Here is a 21,695-nt window from a genome sequence, read left to right on the forward strand (position 1 = left end):
TTCTATTTCTGATTGATTTCAATTTCGTGTACTTTTTTAACAATATCATAAAACACGGAATTTGTCAGAGCCTTATCCCCCGGCGTATCCATGTGTAAAACGACAAGAGCGTATTTCGGCTTATCCGCCGGAAAATATCCGGCAAACCATTTTTCATAGAGTGCTTTTTGCTCTTTTGAAAGCTTGCCTGTCTGGGCTGTGCCTGACTTCCCTGCTACAGTATACGGAAGATCCTGAAACCTTCTGCCCGTTCCGGAAGGAGATTCCACCACCCGCCGCAGCATTTTTTGAAGCTGTTGTGCCGTATATTTGTCTATCGTTTCTCCGCTGAGCTTCTGATCTTTAAACTTGGCGAGCGTTGTGCCGTTTTTATATTCAATTTGTTCAGCGATTTTCACCTGCCGCTTTTCTCCGCCGCGGGCGATGGCCGCCATCATATTGGCTACCTCGAGTGGCGTTACCTTCACATTTTTCTGCCCGATCGCTGTTTGCGCAATGGCTTTTTTGACTGATTTGTCTTTTTCATCCCCCCAAACCACGCCGCTTTTTTCATTATACAACTGACGGAAATTTGATTCGTGATACAGTTTTCCTTCCCAGCCTGCGCGATCTGTGAGAGCCAGCTTTTCTGCCATATCTTCAATAACCGAGCTGTCTTTTTTCATTAATTGTTCTGCAAGACTCGTAAATGTGTAATTGCAGCTCTGGGCAAAACTTTCATCAAAAGACAAGGTTCCTTTGTCGTCGCCCGGTTCCCCATACAGGTTTAAATTGCAATTAAAGGTTTGACTCGGCTTCACCGTATCATTTTCGATTGCAGCTGCGGCAATGACTGTTTTAAAAACAGAACCGGGATAGATTGGCGTCAGCATGTAATTTTGAAGCGTGTTTTGCCGGGACACATCCGCATTCGGTTTGCTTACAATTCCCAGAACACTGCTATTTTCGATGTCCAGCAGCACAGCTCCTCCTTTTTTCAGCCCCTGTTCATCCAATACCTCCTCCATCGCTTTTTGAATGCTTTGATCGATCGTTGTTTTGACCTGAAGCGGATAAAACGTATTGGCTTCAGCAGTATATTTGACGTCCATGCCAAACAAAGGATTTCCTCTTCCGTCCACATGATATAAAAGTTTTGTATCTTGTTCTGGAAGCAAAAACTCATCAAATGTCCGTTCTAAACCGGTTGTTCCGATTTTCGTTGTAATCGGGAGGTTCTTCTGGTCCGGATATTTCTTCCGGAGAAGCGCCGGATCTTGATTTGTGTTTCCTATCGTATGTGAAGCAAGGCTTGGCTTGTCTTCATTCTCCATATATACGCCGTAAATGCCGGGATATTTCAAAGAATTGATTTTTGTAATGGATTGTTTCGAAAGTGTTTTGATTTTCCTTTGATGCAAAATGACCGGTTTTTTCGCTTTTGTGAGTGTCTGGTGCAATTCATCTTCAGACATGCCGATGATGTCCGCAACTTTTTTGATCGGCCAATCCTGCGTCAGCAGAAAAGGGAACAAAACAACTGCAGGCTCGCTTTTGCCGGTCAGCGCCTGCCCGTTTCGATCTAAAAAGGAACCTCTTCCGTCAGAAATGAGCACTTCCTCCGTCCGCTGTTTCACACTTTCCTGGATCAAATTGATTTTCTTTTTAGAAAATGATTCGGTGAAAAACAGCTGGATTTCCGCCAGCCGCAGCAACAGCAAAAAAAATACGATCAAAAAAGCGATGACTGCCAGCTTCATTCGTTTCGATATCTTCATAAAAAAACACCTCACCCACATTGTGGACGAGGTGTTTATCCGCTAAACGGATATTATGAAATTTTCACAATTTTCACGAGCATTTCTCCGCCCGGTGTTTGAACTGTGACTTCATCATCGACTTTTTTGCCCAGCAGGCTTTTTGCGATCGGTGAGTCGTTTGAGATTTTCCCTTCAAACGGATCAGCTTCAGCGCTTCCAACGATTGTATATGATTCTTCTTCACCGTCAGGCAATTCGACGAAAGTGACCGTTTTACCCAAACCGACATCGTTAGAGCCGCCGTCATCTTCAATGATTTTCGCGTTGCGGATCATATTTTCCAGAGTCGTTACACGGCCCTCTACGAATGCCTGCTCTTCTTTTGCTGAATCGTATTCAGAGTTCTCGGAAAGGTCTCCGAAACTTCTCGCAATTTTGATGCGCTCTACTACTTCTTTTCGTTTAACCGTTTTCAAATATTCCAATTCTTGTTCAAGTTTTTGTTTTCCTTCTTCAGTCATAGGAAAAACTTTCTCTTGTGCCATGTCCCTTCACTCCTTCTGGTTGTCCCTCAACATCTTCGATTATGTATGAGAGCATAAACTAAAAAATACAAGAATGAGAACACAGGGCAGTCCTCGTTCTTCTCTCCCATATAGGTACTGTTTATCTTAAACTGAATCTTGTCGTTCTGCAAATATTTCGCGTTTATAAACAGGGAAAGAAGGGAATTCGCACATCCCCTTCCTGCCTATACATAATATGGTCAGAGTTATTTATGTCTATGCTATGGTATTACAAAATCGCGTTTTGTTCAAGGATGGTCTGTATTTTCGTGACCATCAGATCAATTGCGACGTGATTCTGTCCGCCTTCCGGGATAATAATATCAGCGTATCGTTTTGTCGGTTCAACGAATTGGTTATGCATCGGGCGGACAACTGACACATATTGTTCAATGACAGAATCAATAGAGCGGCCGCGCTCATTAATATCTCTCATAATCCGTCTGATGATACGCAAGTCAGCATCTGTATCCACGTAAAGCTTGATATCCATCAGATCACGGAGTCTTTTGTCTTCAAGAACAAGAATGCCTTCAAGGATAATAACATCCTTTGGCTCTACGTGAACCGTTTCTTCTGAACGTGTGTGAAGCTTATAGTCGTAAATCGGCTTTTCAATCGGGCGGTAATTCAATAGATCTTGAATATGCTCGATTAAATAGTCATTATCAAACGCAAGCGGATGATCATAGTTTGTGTTCAGCCTTTCTTCAAATGGAAGATGGCTTTGGTCTTTATAATAAAGGTCTTGCTGGATCATTAAAATCGAGTGCCCTTTAAATTGTTCATAAATGGACCGTGTGACACTCGTTTTTCCTGAACCGGAACCTCCTGCGATTCCAATGACTACTGGATTCTTACCCATGGGTTGTTACTTCCCCTTTCTCATCATGTTGCTCGGATAAATCTTTTTGTCTAGTTTGAATTTGACAATTTGCAGGGGATGGCGGGCAGCATCTAGCTCATTTCCGTCTTCGTCCCAAATGGCTTCAATCGTATGTGTAAAGTTTTCAATTTCCGGACCGAAAAATTCCACTTCGTCGCCTTTTTTGAAGAAATTACGCTGCTGAAGCGTGACCATTTGTGTGTCTTCGTCATAATTCAGTACCAAGCCGACAAAATCAAACGTCGTTTTTTTGGCGTGCTCGCCGAACATTTGCTCTTCATAGCCTGGCGTTCCTTCAAAGAAAGCTGTCGCAGTGTCCCGGTTGGCGCACTTATCAAGCTCTTCCAGCCATTCTTTTTGAATCACAAAGTGATCCGGATCAGCGCAATAAGCGTCAATGACTTTGCGGTATACGCTGACAACTGTCGCTACATAGTGAATTGACTTCATGCGTCCTTCAATCTTTAAGCTGTCGATGCCCATTTCGATCATTTTCGGAATGGATTCAATCAGTTTCAAATCTTTAGGGCTCATTGCAAATGGCGCATCTTCTCCACCATACAAAGCGACGGCGTTGGCACCGTCTGTTTGATACAGATCATAATCCCAGCGGCATGACTGGCAGCAGCCTCCGCGGTTGGAATCCCGCGCTGTCATGTGATTGCTCAACACGCAGCGGCCGGAATATGCGATACACATCGCGCCGTGAATAAAGGATTCGATTTCGATATCTACCTTTTCTTTCATTTCTCTGATTTCGAGAGCGCTTGTTTCACGTGCAAGCACAACGCGGTCAAGGCCTTCTTCCTTCCAGAACTGGACAGCCTTCCAGTTTGAAAGAGACTGCTGCGTGCTCAAGTGAACCTCAACATTCGGCGCCACTCTGCGGCATGTTTCGATAATAAGCGGATCTGCCACAATGATGCCGGCGACGTTGGCGTCTCCAAGCGCTTTTAAATATTCCTCTAGCCCGTCCATGTTTTCATTATGGGCGAAAATATTCGTCGTCACGTAAATCTTTGCGCCATATTGTTTCGCGAATTCTACGCCTTCTGCAATTTCTTCGATCGTAAAGTTATCGGCATTCGAGCGCAGACCGTATTCCTGTCCTCCGATAAAGACCGCGTCCGCTCCGTAATGAACAGCAATTTTCAGCTTTTCAAGATTACCCGCGGGTGCGAGAAGCTCGGGCTTTTTCGTAATCACACGCTTACCATTGACAATTTTGGATATCTTATCATTTACGGCAGTCATAGCTTAACCTCCTTTTGATTAATAAACCGTTTCTTTGAAGAAGAATCCGGTATCGATTTTTCTGTTTACTGGCTGGATGCTTTCAATGCGTTCGATCCAGTCTTCTTTTTTCGCTTCATATTCGTCACGGTTTTCCACACACAGATCAATGGCTTCTCTGTACATTTTGGTGACTTCTATTAAGTATTCAGACGTTTTCAGGACACCGTCGATTTGGAAAGAATCAATGCCGGCATCTATCAATTCTTCGAGCTCATCAATGATGCACACATCGTTCGGGCTCATGATGTGCGTGCCGTTTTCATCTTCGAAAATCGGATATTTATTGTCACGTTCTTTATCGTGCAAAAACATGCCCGATTCCTTTTTCTTTCCTTCAATGTCCATGACTTTGCCTTGGTATTCAAAATAGTTTCCAATCAAAGAACGCTTCGATTGGAACATGCACGTCATTCCATGCACCTGGATTTCAATTTCGACTTCGGCGTTTTCTTTGATCTCCACCATACTGTCCATGTTTAACTCTCTGGCAAGCACAGAACGCGCCGCGCCTTTGCGTCCCCAGTAGTTGCATGTATAGTAGTTGGTGCCTGTCGTTTCTGTGCTCCAATGAAGCTTCAGGTCAGGCGCAGATTCACGAGCAGCCATAAGCACGGCAGGATCGCCAAACACGGCTGCATCGACACCGGTTTCCGCTAAATAAGCCAGATATTCGCCAAGCTCTCCCACTTTATCGTTATGGAAAATGGCATTTACAGCAACGTATACTTTTGCCCCTTCTTTGTGAGCGATCTCTACAGCTTTTGTTACATCTTCACGAGAAAATTCCCCGGCTAATCTCAAGCCGTATCTCTGTTCCCCAACTAAAAACGCAGTTGCCCCCGCCTGTATCAGCGGCAAAATGTCCGCCGTACTCGTCGGCGTTACTAAGAGCTCTGGTTTTTTCATGACGTTCACCTCTTCTTTTTACTAATCGCAAGTCCGTCCCCGACTGGAATAATCGCAGTTTGATAATCCGGATGATTCATCAGCCAATGATTATATTCATCAATTTTTGCTATCAGCCTGCGCCTTCTTTTCGGTTCTATTTTGCTGTAATCCTCTGCCACCAGACCTTTAAACAGCACATTGTCTGTTATAATCACCCCGTCCGGCGAAAGCATCGGTTCATATAAATGAAAAAAGTTTTGATACTGACCTTTTGCAGCGTCAATAAAAATAACATCGTAAGGCGCGGTTACATGAACGGCGGCGGCTAATTCAAGCGCGTCTCCGTAAAAAACATGAATCCGGTCATCAAGCTGAAACTCCTTGATATTGTTTACCGCTTCTTCATGCCGTTTCTCATTGCGTTCAATTGTATATATTTCGGCAGACGGCAGCTCCAGCGCCATACGAATGGCGGAATAACCAATGGCCGTTCCGATTTCTAGTATTTTTTTCGGCTGTTTCACAGACAAAATTTGAAGCAGCACCGCCATGCCCGCTTTTTCCATAATTGGGACATGATGTTCATCTGCATATGCTTCAAGCTTCTTCACGTTTTCCGGCCGAGGCTTCAATAATGCTTCTATATAGTCATTTATTTGTTCATACCGGTCAGTCACTACAAACAGCCTCCCGTTCTAAAAAGGAGTGCCCCCGTCTTTTTACACAGGACACTCTCTGAATACGTCATGATACATCGGTAAACAACCCGATATATTTTATCATAAAACCTTGCGGAAAGCGAATAAAAGGAGAGCTTTTTGCTCCCCTTTTATTGCTCATTTTTTGAGAAAATGTATTTTTCTTTTGCTTTATTATGCTCTTTTAACGTTTTTGTAAATACAACCTCACCACTTGATTTAGCCAAGAAGTACAGATAGTCCGTTTGATCTGGATGCAACGCCGCCTCCCATGACGACATGCCGGCGTTGGCAATCGGTCCTGGCGTCAATCCCGGGTTTTTATACGTATTGTACGGTGAATCGATTTCCAAATCCTTATAAAGAACACGATCTTTATGCTTGCCTGCCGCGTACAGCACGGTCGGATCTGTTTGGAGCGGCATGTTCTTCTTCAGACGGTTATAAAAGACGCTCGCAATTTTATGGCGATCGACTTTTTCAGTCGCTTCTTCTTCAATCAAAGAAGCCATCGTCAGCAGCTTATGCACGGAAAGGTTATTTTTCTTCATTTCTGCTTTGTATGTTTCGACATAAGAATTTGTCTGTTTAACCATTGCCGTGATGATGTCTTCAAGTGACGTGTCTGGATCATGAAAAGGGTATGTAGCCGGGAATAGGTACCCTTCCAGCGGATGCTTAATGTTTTTATTGAAAACATCGTTTGTAATAGTGTCCGGGAATTCTTTCTTCAGCTGATTGATAAATGTTTCATCGTCCAGCTTCGCCATGACTTGTTTTTTAGAGTATTTCGTTTCATCAGCAATAGCGGCCGCGATTTGTGTCAGCTGCGCTCCCTCAGTTGCCGTAATTTGAAATGCATAGCCTGTAGCCCCGCTCGTCAGCTTATGAATAATGGCATCTACATCCATTCCTTTATTCAAATGGTAGAATCCCGCCTGAAACCCGGAAGCGCCTTTATATTTGACATAATACTGAAATGCCTTCTCGCTTTTTATGACATCGTTTTTCTTCAATATCGATGCGATGGCCGAAACAGACGAGCCGCTCGGAATGTTGATGTTAACTGTCGTTTCACTGTCTTTTTCAACAGGTTCAAGCAATGTTTTCCCATATAAAAATGCCCCGCCAATGATGAGAAGCAGCACTATAATGGAAGACAGTATGATTCTTTTTTTATTGAAGAATGATTTTTTTTGCTGATTGATATACATTAGGTCTCCTCCCATCAGCTCTTATACTACATGATTCATTGGATTTCGGCAATTTATTACAAAACAAGGGTGAAAGAGGCCTTATACAGCATAAAAAAAGCCGGAGCAGTATGGCTCCGGCTTTGGCGCGGTGTTTTATTCTTCGTCTTCGTCCGCTAAGAATGTGTTAAGGGTTTCTTCAATCATATCCCATTCTTCGTCAGTTTCGATCGGATGTAGCTCACCGTTTTCACTGCCTTCGTTTGGCGTGAAGCTGGAAGCAAGAATTTCTACTTCTTCATCATCTTTTGCTTCCATTGGGTAGTACAGCACATAAGACTTCCCAAACTCTTCGTTTTCAAATGTAAACAGCACTTCACAAAGCTGTTCATTTCCTTGATCGTCAACAATTGTAATATTATTTTCGCCGTGTTCCATTTTCTTCACCCCTGGCTTTAATTTAAGCTGTCAAGATATCCTTGCAAAATCATAACAGCCGCCATTTTATCAATGACTTTTTTTCGTTTTTGCCTGCTGACATCAGCGGCAATCAGCATTTTTTCAGCCGCCATTGTGGTAAGACGCTCGTCCCACAGCACAACAGGAACATTGTACGTTGTTTCAAGCATTTTCGCAAATGTTTGGCTGGCTTCGCCTCTCGGGCCGACTGTTCCGTTCATATTCTTAGGAAAGCCGAGCACGATTTTATCTATAGTATACTCCTGAATCAGATCAGATAAACGGGAAAAACCATAATCGCCTTCAGCTTCATTGATCTTTATGGTCTCAATGCCCTGAGCAGTCCAGCCCATTTCGTCGCTCAGAGCAACACCGAGTGTTTTGGTTCCTAAATCGAGTCCTAATATTCTCATACTTTTTTTACGCCTCTTTATGCTGTTCTAAATAAGACTTCACCAATTCCTCGATTAATTCGTCTCTTTCAAGTTTGCGAATTAAATTACGAGCGTCACGATGCCTAGGAATATAAGCGGGATCACCTGACAGCAAGTATCCGACAATCTGATTGATTGGATTGTAGCCCTTTTCCTGAAGCGCGTCATACACTGTAATCAGCACTTCATTTACGTTAGTCTCAGCAGAATCATCGGAGAAATTAAATTTCATCGTTTTATCAAACGAGCTCACCGTTTTGCACCTCTTTCCCAAATTCGCAGGCAAAGTTCAGCCTGGGGTCCTAATCTTACCATCATTCTACACTACATGGGCAAATTATAAAACGGATTTGACCCAATCTTCTACAGAAGTCAAAGCTTCTTCTAATTTTTCCGGCTGTTTGCCGCCTGCCTGCGCCATATCCGGACGGCCTCCGCCGCCACCGCCGCAAACTTCCGCAGCTTGTTTGACCAGCTTGCCGGCATGTAGGCCTTTCTCAATGAGATCCTTTGTTACGCCGGCGGAAATATTGACTTTATCGTTTTGTACCGCACCGAGCACAATCACCGCAGATCCAATCTTCGCTTTCAGTTCGTCCACCATTGCGCGGAGATGATTCATGTCTTTCGCATTTACTTTTTCCGCAAGCACACTCACACCGTCAACATCTTTCACTTTTGACAGAATCGCTCCTGCTTCCACGTTGCCTAGTTTCGCAAGAAGAGATTCATTTTCTCTTTGTGCTTCCTTCAGTTCAGCCTGCAGAGCCGCAACCCGTTTCGGCACTTCTTTGATATTTGTTTTCAGCTCGTCTGCAGCGTGCTTCAATACTGAAATTTGGCTGTTCATTTCTTCGTAAGCGCCTTGCCCCGTTACAGCTTCAATCCGTCTTGTGCCCGCGCCGATTCCAGATTCAGAAGCCACTTTAAACAAGCCGATTTCCGCTGTGTTTCTGACATGGCATCCGCCGCACAGCTCTAAACTGTAATCTCCGACTTGAACGACACGGACAATATCGCCGTATTTTTCGCCGAACAGAGCCATCGCGCCCATTTCTTTTGCTTCAGCGATCGGTTTTAAATCAATGCTGACCGGGATACTCGCCCAGATCTTTTCGTTTACGATTCTTTCAATTTGTTCAAGCTCTTCTTTTGTCACTTGACCAAAGTGCGAGAAATCAAAACGAAGGCGGTTTTCAGTCACAAGAGATCCCGCCTGATTGACATGAGTTCCAAGAACGTCTTTCAATGCCTGATGCAATAAATGCGTTGCCGTATGGTTTTTAATGACGCCGCTTCTCATATGGTCTTCAACTTCAGCAGTAACATGCAGGCCTTTTTGAACAGTGCCGCTCTCCACAACACCTTCATGCACATGCTGGCCGTTCGGCGCTTTTTTTACATCTTTAATTCTTACCACTGCCTGTTCGCTGCGGAGATAGCCTTTATCGCCGATTTGGCCGCCGCTTTCTGCATAGAACGGTGTTTCATCAAGAATCACTTGAACGCTGTCTCCTTCATGAGCCTCTTCAATGAATTGGCCGTCTTGAAGAAGCACAATGACACTGGCATCAGCTTTTGTTTGAGAGTAGCCGACAAATGTGCTTTCATCGCTCACGTCGCGCAATGCGCCGCCCTGCACCTGCATGCTGCCGACATCTTGGCGGGCGTTTCTTGCCCGTTCACGCTGCTGATTCATTTCTTCTTCAAAGCCTTCATGGTCAACCGTCATATTCTCGTCTTCGGCGTATTCTTCCGTCAGCTCAACTGGGAATCCATACGTATCGTACAGTTTAAACACATCGGCCCCTGAAATCACGCTGCTGCCCTTGCCTTTTTCTTTTTTGATCATTTCTGACAAGATCGCAAGCCCTTCGTTAAGAGTTTCGTGGAAGCGCTCTTCTTCAGTTTTGATGACTTTTGCGATAAAATCCGCTTTCTCTTTTACTTCAGGATAGAAATCAGCCATGATTTCAGCAACAACCGGCACTAAGTCGTACATAAACGGACGGTGGATGTTGATTGTTTTGGCATAACGCACTGCCCGGCGCAATAAGCGTCTTAAGACATAGCCGCGGCCTTCATTGGACGGCAGCGCCCCGTCACTGACAGCAAAGGCGACCGTTCTGATGTGGTCGGCAATCACTTTAAACGCAGTATCTTTCACATTGTCTGTGCCATATGTTTCACCAGAAATGCTTTCTGTTGCTTTGATGATCGGAACAAATAAATCGGTATCAAAGTTAGTCGGAACATTCTGGATGACAGATACCATTCTTTCAAGCCCCATGCCCGTATCAATGTTTTTCTTCGGAAGCGGCGTGTACGTGCCGTCAGGGTTATGGTTGAACTCAGAGAACACAAGATTCCATACTTCCAGGTAACGGTCGTTTTCTCCGCCTGGGTAAAGCTCCGGATCTTCCGGATCGTTTCCGTATGCTTCACCGCGGTCGTAGAAGATCTCTGTGTTCGGTCCGCTCGGTCCTTCACCGATGTCCCAGAAGTTCCCTTCAAGACGGATAATTCTGTCCTCAGGAATACCGATTTTTTTCGCCCAGTACTCATACGCCTCTTCATCCTCGGGGTGAACCGTAACAGAGAGAAGCTCTTTGTCGAAACCGATCCACTTGTCACTGGTTAAAAACTCCCAAGCCCATGTAATGGCTTCTTCTTTGAAATAATCGCCAATGGAAAAGTTTCCGAGCATTTCAAAGAATGTATGATGGCGCGCAGTTTTACCTACATTTTCTATATCGTTTGTTCTGATCGCTTTTTGAGCGTTTACGATTCTTGGATTTTCCGGAACGACACGGCCGTCAAAATATTTTTTCAGTGTCGCAACACCGCTGTTGATCCAAAGCAGTGAAGGATCCTCATGTGGCACTAATGATGCGCTCGGCTCTACCGCATGTCCTTTTTCTTTAAAGAAATCCAAAAACATTTGACGAACTTCAGCAGAAGTTAGGTGTTTCATTGTATTTCCTCCTCTATAAAAATCGAAATTCTCTTTAGTGACAGCAAAAAAGCCCTCCCCCTATGCAAACCACACGTTTACACAGGGACGAGAGCTGTCTCGCGGTACCACCCTGATTACGGGCTTCATTTATCATTCGCCCGTCACCTTTTACCCTGTAACGCAGGATGTGCGGCAGTGATTAACTGCACTCAGGATTAGCTTCCTCCGATCTTCTGATAAAGCTCCTTTCAGCTTGCGGAGCTTCTCTCTTTAACAGGGCTTCGGCGTACTCGGATCCGTCACTCGAGATTCGTATGTATTCTACGAGAAATTATAGACAAGCTGCACGTCAATGTCAATGCTCCGTCCTCATCCGCAAAAAATGGATCATCATCACTTTTAAAACAGCCGTCGCAGGAACAGCCAGAATCATCCCGACGATTCCCGCAAGCTCTCCTCCGGCAAGCAGCGCAAGCATGATGACGACAGGATGCATTTTAAGGCTTCTGCCAACAATGAACGGACTGAGGATATTCCCTTCCATAAACTGCAGAGTAAACACTGTAATCACCACAACAAGAATCGCATTCACTGAGATCGTCATCGCAATTAAAAGCGCCGGAACCGCTCCGATAAACGGACCAAAATAAGGTATGACATTCGTTATCCCTGAAATCAGGCCTAAGATCAACGGATAGGGAAGTCCAAATATCCAGAATGTAACGCCCGCCAGCACGCCGAGAATGAAACAGACCAGAAGCTGGCCGCGGACGTAATCGCCAAGAGAGTCATCCACATCCCGCAAGAAGGCGCTGCCCCGCTTTCTCCACGACTTCGGAGTCAAGTACCATACCGTCTTTTTCATCAACTCAATATCCTTTACCATATAAAACACGAGAAAAGGGATTGTTGCCGCAATGATGAAGTAATCAAGCACGTTGCGAATTCCGCTGATTGCACCCTCGATCGCTCCCGCGAAAAACGCCTCCGTCTGGCGGATCATTTTATCTATCCGATGGTGCATGCCGTCCGGCCAGTCATCAGTATGGTTATGCACATGAAGAAGGAGCCCGTTATACGTATCGGCAAACATAGGTATATTCTCAGATAAATCCGTCAGCTGCACAATTAAAACAGGCACCCCTTTATACAGCGCCCAGCCAATTCCGCCAAAAAAAAGAACATAAATAACCAAGATGCTCAAGGTCCTCGGCAATCCTTTGCCGTGCAGCCACTCCGTGACCGGGAGCAATAAATAAGAAATAAAAATTGAAATGATCAAGGGAATAAAGATTGTTTTTATGACGAGCCAAAAGGGCGACCATAACACATCAAGCATAAAAAAGACGTAGACTGTTAACAGGACCAGCAAACAAATGGCCACCCACAACAAAAGCTGCACCGGTTTTTGAAGCATCTGCTTTCACCTCTTCTATATCTTTTGAGGAACGGTACGAATTATTCTCTCTCCTTATAACAAAAAGGATACTCTTCGGAGAGTATCCTTTTTCACTTAAAACATTTTCGTTATTCTTCTTCTCATCCGCTTCATGCTTCGATTATTCAGCATGTTGGATTGAGTCGTCATTCGGTACACGAGAGCCCCAGCTCCCAATGCCAAAAGAGAAGTCATCGTCCGATTCATCCTGCGCATCTCCCTTCATCATTAAAAATTGATGCTGCGTTCATCCTCAGAAAACAAATCATCTAAGCTGCTTAACGTTCCGTCTTCTTCCACCTGATGAGTTGCAATCTTCCCTTTGGCTACTGTCAGTTCAATAAAACAGCTCCAGCAATAATATTGGTTCACGCCGATTTTCCCGATATCCTTACTTTTGCAATTCGGGCATATAAGCATATCTCACACCTCTATCCGTTCAGAACGATCTCGTCTTTCCGCACCTCGACAAGCGAATCCGCTCTTTGGATCTGATGCTTGCTTCCCGCCAGATCAGAAAAGAAACCGTCCGAGAGTTCATATGCTACGATTATGCCCCTGTCCAAACAAAAGTATACATCTTCCAGCATCCCCAATATATCTCCCTCTTGCGATTTTACAAGCTTCATTTTCATCTGCTCGTATGTGAAGCATGATTTCGGAAGAGGCAGAAGCTGGTCTGAACTGATCGAGACCAATATGCGGTCATCAAGAATGCAAGAAATATCACACGCCCGTAATAACGCGTGATGATGATGCAAAAACCGTTTTTGTGCAACAATAAACCCGAGACAATCTCCCTTAAGAGAAAAACAAATATCGGAAATTGTCCCAAGATAACAAGAAGTTCGTTCTGAGTATACTGGGAATCCTTCTATCTCATGGCATGTTCTCAAAGTGTGATCAACCACCTTTTGTTGAACAAGCTTAGGTTTTGCTTTGCACCTTAGACTCATACGATGAAATCACTTCCACCGCAAAATAAAAAAACTCCCGCAGCGCGGGAGCCTTTTACAGCTGTCCTTCTTTCATAAAATCGAATGGTGTAATGCCTTCCATACCAATATTGGCATCGTGTACGCTGAATGGGAGCTCTTTTTGCAAAGCCTCAAGCTCAGCATCCATTTCCTCAATCTGTATTGAGAGCCTGTTTCTCAAGGCGGTCTGCCTGACCGTTGCGTCATTATTTTTCACGCCCCACTCCAGCGCCTCCTCTTCTCCGCATAAAATGAGAAACTTCTTCGCTCTTGTAATCGCGGTATAAAGAAGGTTTCTTCTGAGCATTCTATAATAGCCTTTCACCACAGGCAAAACCACAATCGGAAATTCACTTCCCTGCGATTTATGAATAGAGCAACAATACGCGTGTGTAAACTGGTTAAAGTCTTTTTTCGTAAACGTCATTTCATTCCCGTCAAAAGAAACGACAGCCATATCTTCTTTTTCTGTATTTTCCTTCGCATAAAATATCGACGTAATTTCGCCAATATCTCCGTTGAATACATTGTTTTCCGGCTGATTGACGAGCTGCAAAATTTTATCTCCGGTTCTGTAGACAACATCTCCGAATTTCAATTCCCTCCGTTTTTCTTTAGGAGGATTTAAAATGTCCTGCAGCATTACATTTAGTTCATTGATCCCGGCTTTTCCTCTGTACATCGGAGCGAGAACCTGAATGTCCTTTGCCGTATAGCCTTTTTTCAATGCATTGGCGACGACCTTTTCAACTACCTCTTTAATTTGCGATCCTCCGCAGCGAATAAAGGAACGGTCCTTCGTCGGGGCAGTCAAATTGTTTGGCAGCAAACCATTTTTCATCTGATGGGCAAGCTCGACGATTGATGATCCTTCCGCCTGGCGGTAAATATCTGTCAGTCTCACAGTGGGTATCACCTGAGATGCCAAAAGGTCTCTCAGCACTTGGCCCGGACCGACAGAAGGCAGCTGATCTTCGTCTCCGACGATGATGATTTGAATATGATCAGGGATCGCCTTGAACATATGGTTTGCAAGCCATATATCAAGCATACTCGCTTCATCGATGATTAACAGCTTCCCTTCGATCGGCTGATCCTCTGTATGGGTAAAGCCCTCTGCGCCATTCCAGCCAAGGAGCCTGTGAATCGTGACTGCCGGAAGGCCCGTTGATTCACTCATCCGTTTCGCCGCTCTCCCTGTCGGTGCGGCCAATACAATCGGAAAGACTTCATCCTTTTTATAAGCTGACGGGTCTAGCGACACACCGTGAAGCTCTCCGTACAGTTCGACAATCCCTCTGATTACCGTCGTTTTCCCTGTTCCCGGGCCTCCCGTTAAAAGCAGCATCGGCGAGGAAAGGGCTTTTTGAATCGCTTCCTTTTGGCTGGGGGCATACTGAACGTTCATCCGTTCCTCCAGTTCTCCCAAAGCGAGCAGAAATTCTGATTCAGGAAACTGGTCGTCATATTCGGTTTGGCTTGCGATATGTTTCACGCGCTTCGCAACATTTTGTTCCGCGTAAAACAGCGATGGGAAATAACAGCGGCCATCTTCTATGACAATGTCTTTATTTTCTCCAAGGGCAATAATCGCGTTAGCTGCATCCATTTCTGTGATGCGCTGCCCTTCCTTTGCTGACTGATTTAACAGTGATTGGGTATCGATAATGAGCTGTTCCGTTTCTATGTACGTATGCCCATCTGACAGACAAGTTGTTTCAAGCGTGTACAAAATGGCGGCTTTTACCCGCTCAGGATGATTACCCGAAAGCCCCATTCTGCTGCCCAGTTCATCCGCTTTTCCAAACCCGATGCCTTCTACATCTTTCACAAGCTGATAAGGGTTTTCCTGAATCTTTTCAAGCGTCTCCGATTCATAGGCTTGATAGATTTTCATAGACAGCTGCGGACCGAATCCAAACTGATTAAGGGATATCATGATTTGTTCCAGTCCCTGATGCCGCTGCAGGGCGCCGGCTAGCGTGTCGGCCTTCTTTTTTGACAGCCTTGGAACATCGTAAAGCACTGAAGTGTCAGCTAGTATTTTATTAATCGCGCTGTCACCCAGTTTTTTCACAATTTCTTCAGCTGTTTTTTTGCCGATTCCCTCGAACAAATCACTCGATAAATAGTGAACGATGCCTTCTTTAGTCGTCGGAATCTCCTTTTTGAAATGCTCCGCCTGAAATTGGAGCCCGAATTTTGGATGGGTTACGATCTTTCCGTAAAACGTGTAGGTCTCTTCTTCTTGAAGCGCAGGGAAGTAGCCCGTCACGGATACGGCTTTATCTTCAATGGCTTCGGAGGTCTCTCTGACTTTCACTTTCAGAACCGTATATAAATTGGTGTCATTATGATAGATGACTGTGTTGACTGTCCCTTTTAGATAGGGCTCTTCCTCCATGTTAAGCTGATCCGGATGCTGCTGCACGAGCTGTCCCTCCTCCTGTGCTGTTATGATGGATCGATCAGTTTTTTAGCATGAAGCGCAAGCATATGATCCGGCTGGATGGCGATCGCCTTGTCCAGCATTTCCAGCGCTTTTTTTCGATTTTCTTTATATGCATAAGCGACACCGGCATTGTAAAATGCATCAGCGTGCCCCGGATTTAGCTCAGTTACAGCTGTGAACTGGCTGAGCGCTTCGTCCAGCATGCCCTCGTTCGCTAAGCACATCCCAAATTGAAAGCGCGCTTCCGCATCGTTTTCATTCAGTTCGACCGCTCTTTGTAAATATGGCAGTGCAAGTTTAGGTTGTTCGAGTTTGACAAGAACCGTTCCGAGCATGTAAAACAGGTCGCCGTTTTCCATCCCGGCACGAAGCGCTTTTTCAAACATGTCTTTCGCTTCTTTGTACATTTCTTTTACAACATAGACATTTCCTGCCCCATAATACGCAGTGGCTGCGCTATTGTCTAATTCAAGCGCTTTATCATAAAACGCAAGCGCCCGTTCCAGCTCGTTTACGGATGAAAGCAGGTTAGCAAAGTTGATATACGGAATCGCGTCTTCTTTATTTTCTTCAATCGCTTTTGCAAATGCCTCTGCCGCTTTCTCGTAATCGCCTTCCTGCATCGCCTCTATACCGAGTTGATTATAATCCACCGACCATCTTCCTTTCATTAAAAAACCCCAACTCAGTGTTGAGGTTTTTCATCTTTTATACGTACCACAATTTTGTTCCATCTTTGTACACATCATCAATTGTTCCGCCGCCAAGGCATTCTTCGCCATCATAGAAGACAACGGCTTGTCCCGGCGTAACAGCGCGGACTTGTTCATCAAAGATGACTTCCGCTTCGCCTTCACCCGTCATGCGCACCGTCACTTTATGATCTTCTTGACGGTAACGGAATTTAGCCGTGCAGGAAATCTCTTCGCCCTTCATGATGTCCGGACGAACCCAGCTAATATTCGTTGCTGTAATTTTGTCGGAATAAAGAAGCGGGTTATGGAACCCTTGATCCACGTAGAGGATGTTCTTTTCAAGATCTTTACCGACCGCAAACCACGGCTCGCCGCTTCCGCCGATGCCAAGCCCGTGACGCTGTCCGATCGTATAGTACATCAACCCGTCGTGGCGTCCTTTTACTTCGCCGTCCATCGTCATCATATCACCCGGCTGTGCAGGGAGATATTGGCTGAGAAACGTTTTGAAGTTGCGCTCGCCGATAAAACAGATGCCCGTACTGTCTTTTTTCGCCGCCGTAGCAAGATCTGCTTCTTTGGCAATTTCACGCACACGGCTTTTTTGAAGCTCGCCGATCGGGAACATGACTTTGCTTAGCGTATCTTCTGTCAGCTGATTCAAGAAGTACGTTTGATCTTTGTTTTCATCAATGCCTCGCATCATTCTGACTTTGCCGCCGCTTCTGTCAACCCTTGCATAGTGGCCAGTCGCTAGATAGTCGGCGCCAAGTGACAGGGCGTGCTCCAAAAACGCCTTGAATTTAATTTCTTTGTTGCATAGCACATCCGGGTTGGGTGTTCTGCCTGCTTTATATTCATCAAGGAAGTATTGAAATACCTTCTCATAATATTGCTTTTCAAAATTTACGGCATAGTACGGAATTCCGATTTGGTTGCAGACGCGGATCACATCTTCATAATCCTCTGTCGCCGTGCAAAAACCGTTTTCGTCCGTATCATCCCAGTTTTTCATAAAGATTCCGATAACATCATAGCCCTGTTCTTTTAACAGCAGGGCCGCCACAGATGAGTCTACACCGCCGGACATACCGACGACGACTCTTGTATCTTCCGGCCGTTTTTCCAATTTCATTCACTCCAATAACTAAGCCGCCTTATTGTGTCAGCCGTTTGACAACGTCGGCCACATGTTTGGCAGCAGTTTTCACTTGCTCAGCGGTATTGCCGAGGCCGAAGCTGATCCGAATTGAGGACGTCAGCCGGTCACTCTCTTCTCCGAACATAGCAGTCAGAACATGTGACGGCAGGACCGAACCGGCCGTGCACGCTGATCCGCTTGAAACAGCTACTCCCGCCATATCCAGATTCACCAGCAGCGCTTCCACTGATACACCGGGGAAATAAAGGTTCAGAACATGCGGCAGGCAATGCTCTTTGTCCCCGTTGATCTCGAATGCCACACCGGCATTTTCAAGCGTGTCGGCGATGATTGTTTTAAACGATTGATACTTCTTGTTTTTTTCGTCCCGTTCTTCACTTGACAGCTTGATGGCTTCTTTCAGCCCGACAATGCCGGGAACATTTTCTGTTCCGGCACGGCGTTTTCTTTCTTGCTCTCCCCCAAATAAGAGCGGGGAAAGCTTCACATCTTTACTTGCATATAAAAAGCCTGTCCCTTTTGGCCCGTTGAGCTTGTGCCCAGAAACAGACAGAAGGTCGATATGGCTGTTGTTCACATCAATTGGCAGCAACCCGAATGCCTGTACAGCATCGGTATGAAAATAAGCCTGGTGTTCCTTCAGCAGCTCACCGATTTCATCGATCGGCTGCACTGTTCCGACTTCATTGTTTCCATACATCACTGTCACAAGGATTGTATCATCACGCAGTGCTTCTTTCACCTGTTTTGCACTGACTCTACCATTTTGGCCAACGTCCAGATACGTAACTTCAAATCCGTCTTCCTCAAGTTTTTCACAAGCGTGAAGCACGGCGTGATGCTCAATTTTTGTCGTAATGATGTGTCTGCCCACATCTTTTCTTGCAAGCGCGGTTCCCATAATGGCCAAGTTATCAGCTTCCGTCCCCCCGCTTGTAAAAATGATCTCCTGCTCCGCCGCTCCGATTTCGGCTGCAATCTGAGCTCTTGCTTCGTCCACCCATTTTCGAGATTCTCTACCAAATGAATGAATACTGGATGGATTCCCAAAATTGCCGGAGAAATGAGGGATCATTTTTTCCAGCACTCGCTCATCCATCGGAGACGTTGCGGCATGATCTAAATAAATCCGTTCCATTATATTTGCACCTCTGATCTAAATATAGAACATATAAGCTTCTTGCTCTCCGTCTGTATAGCTGGCAAGATCCTCTAATGTTGTACTGTCTAAAACCTCTTTCACAGCATCACGTATACGAATCCAGAGCTCCCGCTTGGCAGGCTCCTCGTCTTCCAGCACTTCAACAGGACTGATCGGCCCCTCGAGTACACGGATAATATCTCCCGCCGTGATCGCATCCGGCTCGCTGCCTAATACATATCCGCCGTATGCGCCTCTAATGCTTTTCACTAAGCCGGCATTTCTGAGCGGCGATACCAGCTGCTCCAAATAATGCTCGGAAAGATTATTCGTCTGTGCGATGCTTTTTAATGAAGTCGGGCCTTCACCATGCTTTTTTGCAAGCTCGATCATAATGGTGAGCCCGTATCTTCCCTTAGTTGATATTTTCAACATGAACACCTCTGTTATTTCATGATTTTCCACGTTTATAATGGTAATTTCTATATGATTCGTCCGTTTATTATCTAATAGACCAACTGTTATTATAACATACCTTCAGCGATTTTTCATTGAGGCGGGGGGAAACGGGCTTCCCTCTTTCCTAATGTCCGGTTTTCCGTTACCCTGTAATTATGTAAGGAGAGATGATGATGAAGCCATTGGCATATCGGATGCGTCCGACAAAAATTGAGGATATTATCGGCCAGCAGCATCTGGTGGCTGAAGATAAAATGATCGGCAGAATGGTTCAGGCAAAACATTTGTCATCCATGATTTTGTACGGGCCGCCCGGAATTGGAAAAACATCAATCGCAACAGCAATCGCCGGTTCAACAAGTATTGCTTTTCGGAAGCTGAATGCTGTCATTAACAATAAAAAAGATATGGAAATCGTAGCCCAGGAAGCTAAAATGTCAGGCCAAGTGATTTTGATTCTGGATGAAGTTCACAGGCTGGATAAAGGGAAACAAGATTTTCTTTTGCCCTATTTAGAAAACGGGATGATCATTTTGATCGGAGCAACCACGGCTAACCCGTATCATGCCATAAATCCGGCGATCAGAAGCCGGACACAGATCTTTGAGCTTGAGCCGTTAACACCGGAACTGATAAAACAGGCTCTGGAACGGGCGCTTCATGATGAGCATCGGGGCCTTGGCACCTATACTGTATCCATTGATGATCAGGCGATGGAGCATTTTGCCCGCGGATGCGGAGGGGATGTCCGCTCCGCTTTAAATGCGCTTGAGTTGGCCGTGTTATCAACAAAGGAGTCACCAGACGGTGTGATTCACATTACATTAGAAACCGCGGAAGAATGTTTGCAGAAAAAGAGCTTTACTCACGATAAAGATGGTGACGCGCATTATGATGTTTTATCCGCTTTTCAAAAATCGATCCGCGGCTCTGATGCCAACGCAGCTCTTCACTATTTGGCAAGATTAATTGAAGCTGGTGATATGGAAAGCATTGCAAGAAGACTGCTTGTCATCGCCTATGAAGATATCGGCTTAGCAAGCCCCCAAGCTGGCCCCAGGGTACTGCACGCTATTCAGACTGCTGAGCGGGTCGGATTTCCCGAAGCACGAATTCCGCTGGCCAACGCAGTCATTGAACTTTGCCTCTCGCCGAAATCAAACTCAGCCATTCTGGCAATCGATGAGGCGCTTGCAGATATCAGATCCGGAAAAATCGGGGATGTCCCTAAGCATTTAAAAGACGCGCATTATAAAGGAGCTCAGGAATTAGGAAGAGGAATCGACTATAAATACCCGCATCATTACGACAACGGATGGGTCGAACAGCAATATCTCCCTGATCCTTTAAAGAATAAGCAATATTACAAGCCGAAACAGACAGGAAAGTTCGAGTCCGCCTTAAAGCAGGTATATGACAAATTAATGAAAAGAAAATAAAACAAAAACAGCCTTGAATCATCATCAAGGCTGTTTCTATGCGTTATTTATCCTTCACGCGTTTGATTTCAATGTCTTTTACAAGATCCATGACAACATGCCCGCCCATAATCAAACCGGCAACTGACGGCACAAAAGCATTAGAAGATGGCGGCATTTTTGCTTTGCGGATGTTCGCTTCGTCATTTCCCACTTCTTTTCTGACATCTTCCCGAATAACAATCGGGCTTTCGTCAGAGAAAATCACTTGAACACCCTTTTTGATGCCCTCTTTCCGTAATCTCGTACGGACGACCTTCGCAATGGGATCAGTGTGCGTTTTTGAAATATCAGCGATTTGGAAGCGTGTCGGATCTGTTTTATTGGCGGCGCCCATGCTGGAGATGAGCGGAATATCCCGTTTCAAACATTCTTTCATTAAATGGATTTTATAATGAATGGTGTCTGACGCATCAATGACATAATCAAGCTTATATTCAAAAAATTGCTCATACGTTTCTTCCGTATAGAACATTTTTAATGCGATCACTTCACACTCCGGGTTAATGTCCGCGATCCGCGCTTTCATTAAATCAACTTTCGGCTGTCCGACTGTTGAAAGGAGCGCGTGAAGCTGACGGTTTACGTTTGTAATGTCCACATCATCTTTGTCGACAAGCAAAATGCGGCCGACGCCTGACCGCGCGAGAGCTTCCGCCGCGAACGATCCGACTCCGCCGACCCCAAGCACAGCAACCGTGCTGTTTTTCAGCGTTTCTAGGCCTTCTTTTCCGATAGCTAATTCATTGCGTGAAAACTGGTGTAACAAGAACCTCAC

General features: G+C 45.2%; 22 protein-coding genes. 1 reads left to right on the forward strand and 21 read right to left on the reverse strand.

Annotated elements, in window-relative coordinates; all coding sequences use genetic code 11:
* Positions 1 to 2: 2 nt before the first annotated feature.
* The 20 genes from ABZM97_RS13645 to cymR all read right to left on the reverse strand — a co-directional run bounded on the left by ABZM97_RS13645 (position 3) and on the right by cymR (position 19,412).
* Positions 3 to 1,757, reverse strand: a complete 1,755-nt coding sequence (locus ABZM97_RS13645) for a penicillin-binding protein 2 (RefSeq protein WP_202327083.1) — start codon at positions 1,755 to 1,757, stop codon at positions 3 to 5.
* Between the two features lie 53 nt (positions 1,758 to 1,810).
* Positions 1,811 to 2,284, reverse strand: a complete 474-nt coding sequence (greA, locus tag ABZM97_RS13650; protein ID WP_087992256.1) for a transcription elongation factor GreA — start codon at positions 2,282 to 2,284, stop codon at positions 1,811 to 1,813.
* A 250-nt stretch (positions 2,285 to 2,534) separates the two neighbouring features.
* Positions 2,535 to 3,170, reverse strand: a complete 636-nt coding sequence (gene udk / locus ABZM97_RS13655) for a uridine kinase (RefSeq protein ID WP_003225916.1) — start codon at positions 3,168 to 3,170, stop codon at positions 2,535 to 2,537.
* 6 nt (positions 3,171 to 3,176) lie between these two features.
* Complete coding sequence (locus ABZM97_RS13660) at positions 3,177 to 4,445, reverse strand: U32 family peptidase (protein ID WP_087992257.1); 1,269 nt, start codon at positions 4,443 to 4,445, stop codon at positions 3,177 to 3,179.
* Positions 4,446 to 4,463: 18 nt separating this feature from the next.
* Positions 4,464 to 5,393 (reverse strand): peptidase U32 family protein, encoded by a 930-nt coding sequence (locus tag ABZM97_RS13665; protein ID WP_087992258.1) that lies wholly within the window; start codon positions 5,391 to 5,393, stop codon positions 4,464 to 4,466.
* A gap of 5 nt (positions 5,394 to 5,398) precedes the next feature.
* Entirely contained in the window at positions 5,399 to 6,052 is a 654-nt protein-coding gene (locus ABZM97_RS13670) for an O-methyltransferase (RefSeq protein WP_087992259.1), read from the reverse strand.
* A gap of 152 nt (positions 6,053 to 6,204) precedes the next feature.
* Positions 6,205 to 7,287 (reverse strand): endolytic transglycosylase MltG, encoded by a 1,083-nt coding sequence (gene mltG / locus ABZM97_RS13675; protein WP_202327081.1) that lies wholly within the window; start codon positions 7,285 to 7,287, stop codon positions 6,205 to 6,207.
* A gap of 135 nt (positions 7,288 to 7,422) precedes the next feature.
* Positions 7,423 to 7,704: a DUF1292 domain-containing protein gene (locus ABZM97_RS13680; RefSeq protein ID WP_087992261.1), complete on the reverse strand. Its 282-nt coding sequence runs from the start codon at positions 7,702 to 7,704 to the stop codon at positions 7,423 to 7,425.
* 17 nt (positions 7,705 to 7,721) lie between these two features.
* The gene (gene ruvX, locus ABZM97_RS13685) at positions 7,722 to 8,138 is read right to left on the reverse strand and encodes a Holliday junction resolvase RuvX (RefSeq protein ID WP_087992262.1); all 417 of its coding nucleotides are present in this window, start codon (positions 8,136 to 8,138) and stop codon (positions 7,722 to 7,724) included.
* A 7-nt stretch (positions 8,139 to 8,145) separates the two neighbouring features.
* Entirely contained in the window at positions 8,146 to 8,412 is a 267-nt protein-coding gene (locus ABZM97_RS13690) for an IreB family regulatory phosphoprotein (protein ID WP_003225903.1), read from the reverse strand.
* 84 nt (positions 8,413 to 8,496) lie between these two features.
* Positions 8,497 to 11,133 carry an alanine--tRNA ligase gene (gene alaS, locus ABZM97_RS13695; RefSeq protein WP_202327079.1) on the reverse strand — a complete coding sequence of 879 codons (2,637 nt, stop codon included), beginning with the start codon at positions 11,131 to 11,133 and terminating at the stop codon, positions 8,497 to 8,499.
* 337 nt (positions 11,134 to 11,470) lie between these two features.
* Positions 11,471 to 12,532, reverse strand: a complete 1,062-nt coding sequence (locus ABZM97_RS13700) for an AI-2E family transporter (RefSeq protein WP_087992264.1) — start codon at positions 12,530 to 12,532, stop codon at positions 11,471 to 11,473.
* 96 nt (positions 12,533 to 12,628) lie between these two features.
* A complete protein-coding gene (locus ABZM97_RS13705; RefSeq protein WP_087992265.1) occupies positions 12,629 to 12,760 on the reverse strand; it encodes a YrzQ family protein in 132 nt (43 codons plus the stop codon).
* Positions 12,761 to 12,781: 21 nt separating this feature from the next.
* Positions 12,782 to 12,973: a hypothetical protein gene (locus ABZM97_RS13710; protein WP_087992266.1), complete on the reverse strand. Its 192-nt coding sequence runs from the start codon at positions 12,971 to 12,973 to the stop codon at positions 12,782 to 12,784.
* Between the two features lie 11 nt (positions 12,974 to 12,984).
* Positions 12,985 to 13,509 (reverse strand): PRC-barrel domain-containing protein, encoded by a 525-nt coding sequence (locus ABZM97_RS13715; RefSeq protein WP_087992267.1) that lies wholly within the window; start codon positions 13,507 to 13,509, stop codon positions 12,985 to 12,987.
* Positions 13,510 to 13,564: 55 nt separating this feature from the next.
* Positions 13,565 to 15,961: an ATP-dependent RecD-like DNA helicase gene (locus ABZM97_RS13720; RefSeq protein WP_202327077.1), complete on the reverse strand. Its 2,397-nt coding sequence runs from the start codon at positions 15,959 to 15,961 to the stop codon at positions 13,565 to 13,567.
* 23 nt (positions 15,962 to 15,984) lie between these two features.
* Complete coding sequence (locus ABZM97_RS13725; RefSeq protein ID WP_367387496.1) at positions 15,985 to 16,605, reverse strand: tetratricopeptide repeat protein; 621 nt, start codon at positions 16,603 to 16,605, stop codon at positions 15,985 to 15,987.
* Positions 16,606 to 16,690: 85 nt separating this feature from the next.
* Complete coding sequence (gene mnmA, locus ABZM97_RS13730; RefSeq protein ID WP_202327074.1) at positions 16,691 to 17,806, reverse strand: tRNA 2-thiouridine(34) synthase MnmA; 1,116 nt, start codon at positions 17,804 to 17,806, stop codon at positions 16,691 to 16,693.
* Between the two features lie 28 nt (positions 17,807 to 17,834).
* Positions 17,835 to 18,977 (reverse strand): cysteine desulfurase family protein, encoded by a 1,143-nt coding sequence (locus ABZM97_RS13735; protein WP_367386881.1) that lies wholly within the window; start codon positions 18,975 to 18,977, stop codon positions 17,835 to 17,837.
* 18 nt (positions 18,978 to 18,995) lie between these two features.
* Positions 18,996 to 19,412, reverse strand: a complete 417-nt coding sequence (cymR, locus tag ABZM97_RS13740) for a cysteine metabolism transcriptional regulator CymR (protein WP_003225879.1) — start codon at positions 19,410 to 19,412, stop codon at positions 18,996 to 18,998.
* A gap of 200 nt (positions 19,413 to 19,612) precedes the next feature.
* On the opposite strand from cymR, the gene ABZM97_RS13745 reads away from it, so the two are divergent.
* The gene (locus ABZM97_RS13745; RefSeq protein ID WP_367386882.1) at positions 19,613 to 20,878 is read left to right on the forward strand and encodes a replication-associated recombination protein A; all 1,266 of its coding nucleotides are present in this window, start codon (positions 19,613 to 19,615) and stop codon (positions 20,876 to 20,878) included.
* A 43-nt stretch (positions 20,879 to 20,921) separates the two neighbouring features.
* Here the strand turns inward: ABZM97_RS13745 and ABZM97_RS13750 are convergent, their stop codons facing one another.
* Positions 20,922 to 21,686: a ThiF family adenylyltransferase gene (locus ABZM97_RS13750; RefSeq protein ID WP_087992273.1), complete on the reverse strand. Its 765-nt coding sequence runs from the start codon at positions 21,684 to 21,686 to the stop codon at positions 20,922 to 20,924.
* Positions 21,687 to 21,695: the final 9 nt, after the last annotated feature.

Source organism: Bacillus vallismortis, assembly GCF_040784915.1.
GTDB lineage: Bacteria > Bacillota > Bacilli > Bacillales > Bacillaceae > Bacillus > Bacillus subtilis_G.

Bases quoted from the DNA above. Each gene is read 5' to 3' on its own strand.
- ABZM97_RS13715 (WP_087992267.1), bottom strand. From the start codon at position 13,509: ATGAGTCTAAGGTGCAAAGCAAAACCTAAGCTTGTTCAACAAAAGGTG.
- greA (WP_087992256.1), bottom strand. From the start codon at position 2,284: ATGGCACAAGAGAAAGTTTTTCCTATGACTGAAGAAGGAAAACAAAAA.
- ABZM97_RS13735 (WP_367386881.1), bottom strand. From the start codon at position 18,977: ATGGAACGGATTTATTTAGATCATGCCGCAACGTCTCCGATGGATGAG.
- ABZM97_RS13660 (WP_087992257.1), bottom strand. From the start codon at position 4,445: ATGACTGCCGTAAATGATAAGATATCCAAAATTGTCAATGGTAAGCGT.
- mltG (WP_202327081.1), bottom strand. From the start codon at position 7,287: ATGTATATCAATCAGCAAAAAAAATCATTCTTCAATAAAAAAAGAATC.
- ABZM97_RS13725 (WP_367387496.1), bottom strand. From the start codon at position 16,605: ATGCAGGAAGGCGATTACGAGAAAGCGGCAGAGGCATTTGCAAAAGCG.
- alaS (WP_202327079.1), bottom strand. From the start codon at position 11,133: ATGAAACACCTAACTTCTGCTGAAGTTCGTCAAATGTTTTTGGATTTC.
- ABZM97_RS13665 (WP_087992258.1), bottom strand. From the start codon at position 5,393: ATGAAAAAACCAGAGCTCTTAGTAACGCCGACGAGTACGGCGGACATT.
- ABZM97_RS13710 (WP_087992266.1), bottom strand. From the start codon at position 12,973: ATGCTTATATGCCCGAATTGCAAAAGTAAGGATATCGGGAAAATCGGC.
- ABZM97_RS13680 (WP_087992261.1), bottom strand. From the start codon at position 7,704: ATGGAACACGGCGAAAATAATATTACAATTGTTGACGATCAAGGAAAT.
- ABZM97_RS13645 (WP_202327083.1), bottom strand. From the start codon at position 1,757: ATGAAGATATCGAAACGAATGAAGCTGGCAGTCATCGCTTTTTTGATC.
- udk (WP_003225916.1), bottom strand. From the start codon at position 3,170: ATGGGTAAGAATCCAGTAGTCATTGGAATCGCAGGAGGTTCCGGTTCA.
- ABZM97_RS13705 (WP_087992265.1), bottom strand. From the start codon at position 12,760: ATGAATCGGACGATGACTTCTCTTTTGGCATTGGGAGCTGGGGCTCTC.
- ABZM97_RS13700 (WP_087992264.1), bottom strand. From the start codon at position 12,532: ATGCTTCAAAAACCGGTGCAGCTTTTGTTGTGGGTGGCCATTTGTTTG.
- ABZM97_RS13745 (WP_367386882.1), top strand. From the start codon at position 19,613: ATGAAGCCATTGGCATATCGGATGCGTCCGACAAAAATTGAGGATATT.
- ruvX (WP_087992262.1), bottom strand. From the start codon at position 8,138: ATGAGAATATTAGGACTCGATTTAGGAACCAAAACACTCGGTGTTGCT.